Genomic DNA, 12408 nt, shown 5'->3' with positions numbered 1-12408 from the left:
CGCCAAATTCCTGCAAATTTTTTTGAAAAAATAAAAGAAAAACTAATGAGAAATATCTGAAATGTTACAATTGTTCGGTATTTAGTTTTCGTGTATGGCATAAGAGATTTCGGTTTGTTATGATGAAAGAAACAATATAGTGAAGGATGGATGCGTGATGTCAGCAATTAATTGGACAGAAGAAGTTGCGAAACGAAAAGATGATTTAATTCGTGATACACAACAATTTTTACAAATTAAAAGTGTATGGGAAGAAGAATCGGCGAAAGAGGGCGCACCATTCGGTGAAGGTGTAGAAAAAGCTTTATCTTTCATGTTACATAAAGGAGAAACTGAAGGTTTTACTTCTAAAAATTTAGAAGGATATGCAGGTCATCTTGAAATGGGACAAGGAGAAGAGTTAGTAGGTATTCTTTGTCACGTTGATGTTGTACCAGAAGGAGATGGCTGGACGACTCCTGCATATAGTGCGGATATTCGCGATGGAAAGATTTTTGCACGTGGTGCAATTGACGATAAAGGCCCAACGATGGCAGCATATTATGCGATGAAAATTGTGAAAGAATTAGGCTTACCTCTTTCCAAACGTGTTCGTATGATTATAGGAACAGATGAGGAAAGTAATTGGAAATGTGTAGATCACTACTTTAAAAATGAAGAAATGCCAACAATCGGTTTTGCACCAGATGCAGACTTTCCAATTATTAATGCAGAAAAAGGAATTTCTGACATACAAGTTGTGCAAAATGGTAGTGAAGAGAAAAAAGGTACATATGAACTTGTTTCATTTGATTCAGGGCGCCGTTTAAATATGGTTCCTGATTTTGCAGAAGCGGTTATAACAGGAGAAGATGTAAATGCACTTACAGTAGCATATGAAGAGTATTTACAAACTGCTAAAAAAATAGGGAAATCGACTATAGAAGGAAATGCAGTGACGTTGCAAATAGAAGGAATTTCAGCGCACGGATCTACTCCTGAAAAAGGAGAAAATGCAGGTTTATTATTAGCAAACTTCTTAACTACAGTTTCACTTGATGGAAAAGCAACTGCATTTGCGACATTTGCAACAGAAACATTTACTGGTGATATTTTTGGTGAAAAAGCTACTATTGCTTATAAAGATGAAATTAGCGGTCCGTTAACAGTGAATGTCGGTCGCATTTCTTATACGAAAGAAAACGGTGGTAACTTAGGGCTAAACGTACGTTACCCAGTTACAACTAACTTTGAAGAAACAATTGTGAAGTTGAAAGAATATGTTGGTACGCATGGTTTTGAAGTGGCTGACTATTCTAATTCTCGCCCACATCACGTCGATAAAGATCACGTATTAATCCGTACGTTACAACGTGTGTATGAAGAACAAACAGGTGAAAAAGCAGAACTATTAGCAATCGGCGGCGGTACTTATGCTCGTTCATTAAAAGCTGGTGTGGCATTTGGCCCGCTATTCCCTGGAAAAGAAGAACTTGCGCATCAAAAAGATGAGTATATCGAAATTGAAGACTTATTAAAAGCAACAGCAATTTACGCGCAAGCAATTCATGAATTAGCAAAGTAATATGGATATATAAATAATGTCCGCTCTCTATTTTGGAGAGCGGCTTCTTTTTACCTGAATGAGATAAGAAAGAAAAGCAACAATAGAAAGAAGGAGAAGATGTACATGGAACTGCATTATTTTGTCGCAATTACGTTACCGAATCATATAAAAGAAATGCTGTATAACTATAAAAAGGACATGCAAGAGGAATTACAATTTCGTTCATGGGTACATAAAGAAGACTATCATATTACCCTTTCATTTTTAGGGAGTGCAACGGAGGAACAATTAGAGGGAATAAAGAATGGATTACAAACAGTTGCAGAAACAAAAGAACTATCGTTCACGTTACAAGGTTTTTCAACGTTTGGTAGGGAAGATCAGCCTCGTATTTTTTGGGCGAAGGTAAGTGAGAATCACCATTTGTTTCACTTGCAAAAGCAAGTACATGCCATTTGTGAAGAAAATGGATTTTCTCTAGAAACACGCCCGTATCACCCGCATATTACCGTTGCTCGTAAATGGATAGGAGAAGAAAAGTTTCGTTTAGAAAGTATAAAAGAAGTGCCTGAAATATCATTTCAAGCAGATACAATTACTTTATACGAATCCCACGTGAAAGAAACCCCGAAGTATAAATCGATTGCTGAAATAAAATTACAAAAATAGAATGTTGAAAACGTTTTTTATGCAGGTGAATATACTATAGAGAAGAATGGAGTTACTGTATAGAGTCTTGTTGATAAGAAAAGCCTTATCATTTGCAGCTCATTTTATCTCGCCTAATTGGTGAAGGCTAATAATAAGTGAGGATGGAAAAATTTTCTCGCTCATTAAAGTTTCACTTTATTTTAACTTTGAGAATGATGGTGATTTTTTTATGTTGAAAGTAAAACGTCCATTTGATGCCTATTTAGATGAAATGAATAAAATTACAATTTTGCTCCCACATGCGTATGGAACAAGTCGGACATTTCGTTTGCAAGAAGGAAGTAATGTGAAAGATTTACCGATTGCTCATACTATTGCGCTTCCAGATGCAACGAAGTATGAGTGCTTTATAGAAGAGCCGCTAGATGTGGGGAAGTATTATACAGTACGAGATGAACGGAATGAAGAAACTGATTTACAAATAGGTGCTGTTATTCGAACAAAAATTTTCGATGAAAAGTATTATTACGAAGGTACAGATTTAGGTGCTGTGTATCAAAAACAAGAAACGACATTTAAAGTATGGGCCCCAACTGCAAGGCTTGCGAAAGTAAGAATTTATAAGAGCGATAAAGAATATACCGATCATGAAATGTACAGGGGAGAAAACGGAGTTTGGATTCAAACATTACAAGGTGATTTAGACGGAGCACGCTATACATTTCTTGTTTGTATTAATTTAATATGGAACGAAGCGGTGGATCCTTACGCAAAGTCAGTGACTGTAAATGGAAAGTATGGCATTGTTATCGATTTAGAAAAGACGACTGTAACGAAACGAGAGCAATTACCACCATTACAAGCAATGACAGATGCCATATTGTATGAATTGCATATTCGTGATGCTACTATTCATCCGAACAGTGGAGTGAGTAAAAAAGGGACGTATAAAGGGCTAATGGAAGAAGGAACAACAGGACGAAATGGGACATTGACAGGTTTGTCTCATATAAAAGATTTAGGCGTTACGCATGTTGAATTATTGCCTTTATATTGTTTCGGTGGTGTGGATGAGGCGAATCCTTCTTCTGCCTATAATTGGGGGTACAATCCATTATATTACAATGCACCAACAGCATATTATGCTACAAACCCCTCTGATCCGTATAACAGGATAGTTGAGTGCAAACAACTAATTGAAACATTTCATGAACAAGGTATTAGGGTGATTATAGATGTTGTATATAATCATGTTTATGAAAGAGAGCTATCATCATTTGAGAAGCTTGTTCCAGGATATTATTTTCGTCATGGTGAAGATGGTATGCCTTCTAATGGGACGGGAGTCGGAAATGATATAGCGTCTGAACGGAAAATGATGAGGAAATTCATTGTAGAGTCTATTTTATATTGGCTTACTGAATACAATGTCGATGGATTCCGATTCGACTTAATGGGAATTTTAGATATTGATACAATGAATATGATAGAGAAAGAAGTGCGAAACATAAAACGAGATGCTTTGTTATTAGGAGAAGGATGGGATTTACAAACACCGCTTCCTCTTGAGGAAAAAGCAACGTTAAATAATGCGAAGAAAATGCCACATATCGCGCAGTTTAATGATCAATTTCGTGATGGGATAAAAGGGAGTACATTTCATATAAATAAGCGTGGTTTTGCATTTGGTGGGCATGTAGACTGTAATCATTTGCAGTATATTGCAGCAGGAAGTCTTTTAAGTATGAAAGAAACAGGGCTGTTTTTAGAGCCGGCGCAAAGCATTAACTATGTAGAATGTCATGATAATATGACGATGTGGGATAAACTAGTGCGCAGTAATGAAGAATCAGAAACGATTTTGAAAAAACGTCACCTATTAGCGAGCGCAATGGTTATTCTTTCACAAGGCATTCCTTTCTTACACGCAGGGCAAGAGTTTTATCGTACGAAGAAAGGAAATGAAAATAGTTATAATGCAAATGATGAGATCAATCAATTAGATTGGGATCAAAAAGAGAAAGAGATAGAAACCGTTAACTATATAAAAGGTTTAATTGCGATTCGTAAAGAGCATGGGGCATTCCGATTACAAAATGCAGACCTTATAAAAAAACATATGACTTTTTTACAAACATCTACAGAAGTACTTGCATATCACCTAGAGCATGCAGAATCGTTTGGGCCGTGGAAAGAGATTATCGTCTTATTTAATAGCGGTTTAGAAGCTAAAACTGTGCAACTTCCGAAAGAAGCAACGTGGCATGTGTTAGTAAACGAAAACGAAGCGAAAATAGAGCCAATTTCTTCATTTAGAGGAAAGGAACTTAGGCTCGCTCCAATTAGCACGTATATATTGACGATAATGTGACAAATCGCTACTTGACGATGAGAATGTAATAAATGTAGAATTGACAAAGGTGACGATTTTGATAAGTTGTCATTCTATGACAGGTTTTGTAAAATAAAATAGAGGATTTTTGGCTTAGGCTAATTTTTCTTTTCATTTACAGTAAAATATATGAATCCACAACATGTGTAGAAATGTTGCGGTTTTTCTTTTCATAACTATAAAAGATAAGGATTTGTTAACGGGTAATGAATATGGAATGGTTGGAACAATTATTAGGAAAAGAGTGGAGTCTTGTACCGGCTGGTGGAGTAACGGGCGATGCATATATTGCGCAAAACGGACAACAGAAGTTATTTTTAAAGCGGAATACATCGCCCTTTTTAGCGGTATTGTCAGCAGAAGGAATTGTTCCAAAATTACTTTGGACAAGAAGGGTAACGAATGGTGATGTAATTTCTGCTCAAAAATGGCTTCCGGGACAGAAGCTAGAGCCAGAGGATATGAAACTAGAACGTGTTGCGAAACTTTTGAAGAAAATACACTCCTCTAAAGCGCTTGTACAGATGATTCAAAGACTTGGGAAGCAGCCGCTTCACGCACAAGAGTTATTACAACAACTGCAACTCGTTTTAAGAGGAGATATAAGGGATGATGAAACAATTCAGCAAGGCCTTCAATATTTAATGGATTCATTAAAAGCTATTGAATACAATGAATTCGTTGTATGCCATTGTGATGTAAACCATAACAACTGGCTATTGTCGGATGAAGATGAATTGTTTTTAATTGATTGGGATGGAGCTGTAATTGCTGACCCAGCTCTAGACCTCGGTATGTTATTATATTGGTACATTCCGCGCCAGGAGTGGAGTGAGTGGCTCGGTTATTATGATATTGAAATGGATGAATCGCTGCTTAGGCGTATGAGATGGTATGTGATAGCACAAACGATTTTGTCTATTCAATGGCATACAACAAAAAAACAGCAAGCAGAAGCTGAATATTGGCATCAATATTTACAGCAACTACTTGCTTCAGAATAATACTTAAGAAAAATTGTCCATTCCAGCAATCCACTGAGTAAGTTGTTCTTGATTATTGGAAATATGGTTGTCCAAATTAGAGGAAGATTTACCCGATTGACTATAAGAATATACATCGTTTAGCATTGTTTTAGCGTCACTACTTATATTATCGTTTGCGAGTAACGATTGAATGAGGCGCTCTAATTGCTCGCATTCTGAAACTGTCCCGCAGCAATCACTTTGGTGGTTGACTAAAATATCTTTCAGCACTTCTAATTGATGTTGTTGATTAATTGGCATGAACGGATCATCCTTTCGATTGTTTTTCTCTTCGAATGTAAGAGAAAAAGCTGTTTCGTCATGGAATGTTTAATGCTGTATGTAGTTTTTATCAAAATGGTACATCTTATACTTGAAAGAAACGGACCGAGTGCTCGTACGTACTTGGTTTTTTGTTTGGTAGATTGATTAAAAAAGAAAGAAGGAATTATTCCTTTAAAATAGCTATGTAAAGAGAGGGAAACATCTATGCGTTTAAGACATAAACCGTATGCAATGGATCGAATTAATGAATATTCACATATCGTAATCGGAAACCCAGAGGAGCGCGCTGGTAGCTGGAAAGAAGTATTTGGAAACGAACAACCAATTCATATTGAAGTAGGTACAGGTCGTGGCCGCTTCATGTATGATATGGCAAAAGCGAATCCACATATTAATTATATTGGAATTGAAAAATTCACAAGTGTTGTTGTAGATGCACTTGATAAATTAATTGAAGAAGAATTACCAAACTTAAAGTTAATTAATAAAGATGCTGAAGATTTAACAGTTTTCTTTGCGAAAGGTGAAATTGATCGCGTTTATTTAAACTTCTCAGATCCATGGCCAAAGAAACGTCATACGAAGCGTCGTTTAACGTATAAAACATTTTTACGTAATTACGAAGAAGTGTTAGTAGAAGGCGGAGAAATTCATTTCAAAACAGATAACCAAGGTCTATTTGAATATTCTCTTATGAGTATGGCTGAGTATGGTATGTTACTAACGTACTTAAGCTTAGATCTTCATAACAGCGACTTTGAAGGTAACATCATGACTGAATACGAAGAGAAATTCTCTAGTAAAGGTCATCGTATTTACCGAGTTGAAGCAAAATATCGTACAGAGCCTATGCAGTAATGCATAGGTTTTTTTACATCTAAAATAATCAGAATTTTATGTTAAAATTAATTGAAAGGGGGATGTGTAATGGAACAGTTACAAATTGGAGATATAAAAGTAACGTGGTTAAAAGGCGGGAATACACATTTAGACGGGGGAGCGATGTTTGGTGTTGTGCCGAAAGTACTTTGGTCACGTAAGTATAAACATAATGATACAAATCATATTTATTTACGAACAGATCCGTTACTTTTGCAAACGAAAGACGGAAATATGCTCATTGATTCCGGAATAGGAAACGGTAAATTGAATGAGAAGATGAAGCGGAATCAAGGTGTAACAGAAGAATCATCGGTTTATGAATCATTAGAAAAACTAGGATTAAAGCCAGAAGATATTCACTATGTTTTAATGACGCACCTTCATTTTGATCATGCATCTGGTTTAACAAAATGGGAAGGTGATCACCTTGTACCAGCGTTTCCGAACGCGAAAGTTTACGTAAGTGAAACAGAGTGGAATGAAATGAGGAACCCAAATATTAGATCCCGTAATACATATTGGAAGGAAAATTGGGAGCCGATTGTAGATCAAGTTGTTACGTTCCAGCAAGAAATAGAAATTACAGATGAAATAAAAATGGTGCATACAGGTGGTCATAGTGATGGACATGCAGTTATTGCTTTAGAAAGCCATGGGGAAACGATGCTTCATTTAGCAGACCTATTACCGACGCACGCACATCAAAATGTATTATGGGTAATGGCATACGACGATTATCCGATGACCTCGATTGAAAATAAACAAAAGTGGATGAAGTATGGTGCTGAAAAAGAGGCATGGTTTACGTTTTACCATGACGCATATTATCGCGCTGTGAAGTGGAATGAGGAAGGGCATATCGTAGAAAAAGTAGAACGGAAAACGAGTATAGAAGCATAAAAATAGGAGGTTGCTCCATCATATTTATTGGAGCAGCTTCTTTTTTATTGTCGGGTTTTGTTGGTAAGTCGATATATTTAAACAAACGCTGATATAATTGGGAAATCGCTGATATAAATTGAGTTGCGCCGATATAATTGGCAAATCGCTGATATAAATTGAGTTGCGCCGATATAATTGGGAAATCGCTGATATAAATTGAGCTGCGCCGATATATTCGGAAAATCGCTGATATAATTTTAATCAATACCCGCAATTTCAAAAAAATAAGAGGTTCACCTAATGGGAACCCTCCTTTTTATGCTGCTATAACCTCTAAAACAGTACCTGTTTTAGCATCAACTAAAAATTCAAATCGTTCTTGTATATCATTTAACATTGTTGTAAGACCGCCGCGATAAACTTCATATGCGACATCATATTTTTCAAATGTCTCTGGAACCATATGTACCCAAGAGCCAGTAATTTCACCTTTATGACTTAATGCTTGTTTCACCATTTTCAATGCTTTTTCTGAAGAAATATGGGATTGTTCTTGTACTTTGTTTGCAACGAGATAACCAGCTGCGAACCCAACGCCAAGACCTGCTACTAAACCTTTCCAGCTCATATATTCACCTCAATTCTATAAAATAAAAATAGTGTACCGATAATAATTATAAAGCAAATACAGCTAAAAAAGAAGAAACTAGAAACATTTCGAAAATTTCGTTACAATAAAAGGGGTATTCTACTAAGGTTTGAAAGAAGGGGACTTCGTGAATAAAGAGACATTACAATTATTTCGTACGTTAACAGAATTACAAGGTGCATCAGGTTTTGAACATGATGTACGCCGTTTTATGAAACAAGAATTAAGCAAATATGCGGATGAAATTGTACAAGACGGTTTAGGGAGCGTATTTGGTCTGAAAAAAGGGGACGAAACTGGCCCGCGTGTTCTTGTAGCAGGTCATATGGATGAAGTAGGTTTCATGATTACGCAAATTACGAAAAACGGAATGCTTCGTTTTCAAACGTTAGGCGGATGGTGGAGTCAAGTTCTATTAGCACAGCGTGTACAAGTTATGACGAAGAATGGTCCTGTTATTGGGGTTGTTGGTTCTATTCCTCCTCATTTATTAAGTGACGCGCAACGTGCAAAACCGATGGATATAAAAAATATGTTAATTGATATAGGTGCAGATAGTTATGAAGATGCGATTGAAATTGGTGTAAAACCAGGACAACAAATCGTGCCAATCTGCCCGTTTACACCGATGGCAAATGAGAAGAAAATTATGGCGAAAGCTTGGGACAACCGTTACGGATGTGGTCTTGCAATCGAATTATTAAAAGAATTAAAAGATGAAACATTACCAAATACATTATATTCTGGTGCTACTGTACAAGAAGAAGTAGGGCTCCGCGGAGCGCAAACAGCTGCAAATATGATTCAACCAGACATTTTTTATGCGCTTGATGCAAGTCCAGCAAACGATGCATCTGGTGACAAAACGCAGTTCGGTCAATTAGGAAAAGGTGCTCTTCTTCGTATTTATGATCGCACGATGGTAACACATAGAGGGATGCGCGAATTCATTTTAGATACAGCAGAAACAAACAACATTCCGTACCAATACTTTATTTCACAAGGTGGTACAGATGCGGGCCGTGTACATACAAGTAACTCTGGTATCCCATCAGCAGTAATTGGTGTTTGTGCACGCTATATTCATACACATGCTTCAATTTTACATGTTGATGATTATGCAGCGGCGAAAGAATTAATTACGAAGCTTGTAAGAACAACAGATAAAACGACGTTAGAGACAATTAAGAATAACGCGTAGAGAAGAAGGGCGAAAAACCCTTCTTTTTTTAGGTTGAATAGATGACCCAGCGATGAGTGGTGGCGGTTAGTGCCTAATGGGTGCTCGAATGATGTATTAAGACCGCGGGTAGGAAGAAAGAAGAAGCCTGTTTTTGTGTTTAGGACCAGTAATATTGTAGAAAGCGACCTTCTTTTATGGGGAGAAGGAATTCCCTGATGGTGTGTGGTAGTGGTTGGTACTTAATTTGTGCCGAAGCGGATATTAGAATAGAATGAAGAATTTTTATAGAGGTGAACGAAATGAAAGTAGTAGTTGGATCAAAGAATAAAACGAAGGTTGGCGCTGTGGAGAAGGTTTGGAAAGATGCTGAAATTACATCTCTTTCTGTTCCGTCAGGAGTATCAGCTCAGCCGTTCTCAGATGAAGAGACGATGCAAGGAGCGATTAATAGAGCAAAGCGAGCGCTAGAGGAAGGAGAAGCTCCAATTGGTATTGGGCTAGAAGGCGGCGTAATGAAAACGGAGCACGGTTTATTTATGTGTAACTGGGGCGCGCTAGCAACAAGTGATGGGAAAGTATTTGTGGCCGGAGGAGCGCGTATTACGTTACCAGACGATTTTTTAGCACCTCTTGAAGATGGTAAGGAATTAAGCGAAGTGATGGAAGAGTTTGTGCAGCGAAAAGATATTCGTAGTCACGAAGGTGCTATCGGTATTTTTACAGATGATTATGTCGACCGCACGGAATTATTTGTACACGTTGTTAAGTTGTTAGTTGGGCAATATAAGTATGACAAAAAGCAAGCATAAACCTTGCACCGTGCGCGATGTATGGTAGTATAAAAGAAAGATTATAACATGAAAAATGCACTCGTTAGAGGAGGAAATATAGATGAAGTCATTAGAAAGCATGGAGCAATTCCAACAGTTAAAAAATGAAGAGAATGTAGTCTTTATGTTCTCAGCAGAATGGTGCCCAGACTGCCGCTTTGTAGACCCATTTATGCCAGAAGTAGAAGAGAAATATAGTGATTTCTCATTTTACTATGTAGATCGCGATGAGTTTATTGATCTATGTGTAAAATTAGACGTATTTGGCATTCCGAGCTTTGTAGCGTACAATAAAGGTGAAGAAACTGGTCGCTATGTAAACAAAGATCGTAAAACACAAGAACAAATCGAAGAGTTCATTGAAGGTTTAAAATAAGGCAATTTGCCAATTGAATTGTAAAACAACCTCTACCTTCGCGGGGGAGGTTATTTTTTTGGAAGGGAGGAAAAAGAGATGAAGATGACAAGTAAAAAAATGAAAGATGAGTTAATAAAGAAATTATCTCGCCCAGAATGGGACTTTCAGTATGATAGTGAGAAAGAAGTTTTACGTATTGAACAAAAAGAATCCAAAAAAGGTATTAACGTATCGCTTCCAGGAGTTGTGGCAAAATGGGAAGTGAACAAAGAAAAGGCAATTGAAGAAGTTGCTTATTACGTACAAGAAGCGCTAATTGCGATGCATAAAGAAGAAAATAGCGGAGCGAAAATTTTACCTGTTATTCGCTCTACTTCTTTCCCGAAACAAGCAGAAGAAGGAAATCCGTTTATTATGACGGATCATACGGCGGAAACACGTATTTACTATGCGTTAGATTCGAATAAAACGTATCGACTAATTGACGAGCGTCTATTACAAAAATTAGAACTTACAGAACAGCAAGTGCGTGAAATGGCATTATTCAACGCACGCTCATTAGGTTATGAATTTAAACAAGACACAGTAGCGGGTAATACATTCTACTTTTTAAACACAAATGATGGGTATGACGCGACTCGTATTTTAAACGAATCGTTACTACAATCGATGCGTGAAAAGATTTCTGGTGACATGGTTGTTGCTGTTCCTCACCAAGATGTATTAATTATTGCTGATATCGTCAACGAAATCGGTTATGATATTATTGCACAAATGACAATGAAATTTTTTGCCGAAGGGCATGTTCCGATTACATCACTTTCATTCGTATATGAAGATGGAGAATTTGAACCAATCTTTATTTTAGCGAAAAATCGGAAGAAGACAGATGGAAAAGAGAAAGGATGAACGAAGTGAACGTTTTTTACAACCTTGAAGGAATTGGTGACACTTTAATTGTTGCCTTACAAGATATTACTTTAGAGAACCGTACTTTTGATCGCAAAGGAGATGTTGCACGCGTATACGATCGTGAAAGCAACGAGACAGCAGGATTCAACATCTTTAATGCATCTTCTTACTTAGAAGTAAAAGAAACAGGCAACCTTACATTAACGAAAGAGCTTGTAGAGAAAATCAACGAAATTTTAGCGAAGAACGGCTTTGAAGAAACAGTAGAAGCAGATCTTTCTCCGAAATTTGTTGTAGGCTATGTAGCTGAAAAAGAAAAACATCCAAATGCTGATAAGCTAAACATTTGTAAAGTAGAAATCGGTACAGAAACATTACAAATCGTATGTGGTGCACCAAACGTTGATGCAGGACAAAAAGTTGTCGTTGCAAAAATCGGCGCTGTAATGCCAAGCGGTATGTTAATCAAGCCAGCTGAGCTTCGCGGTGTTCCTTCTTCTGGAATGATTTGCTCTGCACGTGAATTAGAGCTTCCAGACGCTCCACAAGAGAAAGGTATTCTTGTATTAGAAGATAGCTTTGAAGTTGGACAAGAGTTCAAATTTTAATTGATATAAGAAAAGAGAGGTTGTCCTTTTGGACAGCCTCTCTTTTTTTTGCATTCATTGTTGGTAATTCGATATTCCGTGTCGAATCGTTGATATATGTAGAGTTACGATAGATATATTTGAAAAATCGTTGATATATGTAGAGTTACGATAGATATATTTGAAAAATCGTTGATATATTGAGAGTTGTGATAGATATATTTAA

Annotated in this window: 13 protein-coding genes; 11 read left to right on the top strand and 2 right to left on the bottom strand. The window is 37.0% G+C overall.

Annotated features, from left to right (window positions below):
* The first annotated feature begins 157 nt into the window (after window positions 1-157).
* The 4 genes from pepV to ACQGS6_RS15645 all read left to right on the top strand — a co-directional run bounded on the left by pepV (window position 158) and on the right by ACQGS6_RS15645 (window position 5593).
* Entirely contained in the window at window positions 158-1564 is a 1407-nt protein-coding gene (pepV, locus tag ACQGS6_RS15660) for a dipeptidase PepV (protein ID WP_001274258.1), read from the top strand.
* A gap of 105 nt (window positions 1565-1669) precedes the next feature.
* Window positions 1670-2215: an RNA 2',3'-cyclic phosphodiesterase gene (gene thpR / locus ACQGS6_RS15655; RefSeq protein WP_000418999.1), complete on the top strand. Its 546-nt coding sequence runs from the start codon at window positions 1670-1672 to the stop codon at window positions 2213-2215.
* A 211-nt stretch (window positions 2216-2426) separates the two neighbouring features.
* A complete protein-coding gene (pulA, locus tag ACQGS6_RS15650) occupies window positions 2427-4568 on the top strand; it encodes a type I pullulanase (protein WP_000921744.1) in 2142 nt (713 codons plus the stop codon).
* 227 nt (window positions 4569-4795) lie between these two features.
* A complete protein-coding gene (locus tag ACQGS6_RS15645) occupies window positions 4796-5593 on the top strand; it encodes a phosphotransferase family protein (RefSeq protein WP_001986674.1) in 798 nt (265 codons plus the stop codon).
* 3 nt (window positions 5594-5596) lie between these two features.
* Here the strand turns inward: ACQGS6_RS15645 and ACQGS6_RS15640 are convergent, their stop codons facing one another.
* Window positions 5597-5875 carry a YtzH-like family protein gene (locus tag ACQGS6_RS15640; RefSeq protein ID WP_001122235.1) on the bottom strand — a complete coding sequence of 93 codons (279 nt, stop codon included), beginning with the start codon at window positions 5873-5875 and terminating at the stop codon, window positions 5597-5599.
* Window positions 5876-6103: 228 nt separating this feature from the next.
* Here ACQGS6_RS15640 and trmB point away from each other — a divergent pair, with 228 nt between their 5' ends.
* Window positions 6104-6757 carry a tRNA (guanosine(46)-N7)-methyltransferase TrmB gene (gene trmB, locus ACQGS6_RS15635; RefSeq protein WP_001239385.1) on the top strand — a complete coding sequence of 218 codons (654 nt, stop codon included), beginning with the start codon at window positions 6104-6106 and terminating at the stop codon, window positions 6755-6757.
* A gap of 69 nt (window positions 6758-6826) precedes the next feature.
* Window positions 6827-7681 (top strand): YtnP family quorum-quenching lactonase, encoded by an 855-nt coding sequence (locus tag ACQGS6_RS15630; protein ID WP_000436862.1) that lies wholly within the window; start codon window positions 6827-6829, stop codon window positions 7679-7681.
* Between the two features lie 298 nt (window positions 7682-7979).
* On the opposite strand, the gene ACQGS6_RS15625 is transcribed toward ACQGS6_RS15630, so the two are convergent.
* Window positions 7980-8291 carry a PepSY domain-containing protein gene (locus ACQGS6_RS15625; RefSeq protein WP_000118543.1) on the bottom strand — a complete coding sequence of 104 codons (312 nt, stop codon included), beginning with the start codon at window positions 8289-8291 and terminating at the stop codon, window positions 7980-7982.
* 148 nt (window positions 8292-8439) lie between these two features.
* Here ACQGS6_RS15625 and ACQGS6_RS15620 point away from each other — a divergent pair, with 148 nt between their 5' ends.
* The 5 genes from ACQGS6_RS15620 to ytpR all read left to right on the top strand — a co-directional run bounded on the left by ACQGS6_RS15620 (window position 8440) and on the right by ytpR (window position 12203).
* On the top strand, window positions 8440-9513 hold the full coding sequence (locus ACQGS6_RS15620; protein ID WP_001031508.1) for a M42 family metallopeptidase: 1074 nt from the start codon (window positions 8440-8442) through the stop codon (window positions 9511-9513).
* 281 nt (window positions 9514-9794) lie between these two features.
* Window positions 9795-10304 (top strand): DUF84 family protein, encoded by a 510-nt coding sequence (locus ACQGS6_RS15615; protein ID WP_000869941.1) that lies wholly within the window; start codon window positions 9795-9797, stop codon window positions 10302-10304.
* Window positions 10305-10386: 82 nt separating this feature from the next.
* A complete protein-coding gene (locus ACQGS6_RS15610; protein ID WP_000838193.1) occupies window positions 10387-10701 on the top strand; it encodes a thioredoxin family protein in 315 nt (104 codons plus the stop codon).
* A 78-nt stretch (window positions 10702-10779) separates the two neighbouring features.
* Entirely contained in the window at window positions 10780-11592 is an 813-nt protein-coding gene (locus ACQGS6_RS15605) for a DUF1444 domain-containing protein (RefSeq protein WP_000784589.1), read from the top strand.
* Window positions 11589-12203 (top strand): YtpR family tRNA-binding protein, encoded by a 615-nt coding sequence (gene ytpR, locus ACQGS6_RS15600; RefSeq protein WP_001006761.1) that lies wholly within the window; start codon window positions 11589-11591, stop codon window positions 12201-12203. Before ACQGS6_RS15605 ends, ytpR begins: the two co-directional genes overlap by 4 nt.
* Window positions 12204-12408 lie beyond the last annotated feature (205 nt).

Source organism: Bacillus sp. GMs2/2 (genome assembly GCF_050172095.1).
In the GTDB taxonomy this organism is placed as follows: Bacteria; Bacillota; Bacilli; order Bacillales; family Bacillaceae_G; genus Bacillus_A; species Bacillus_A cereus.
Note: the sequence above shows the minus strand (reverse complement) of the source record. Positions and strands in the feature narration are given on the sequence as shown.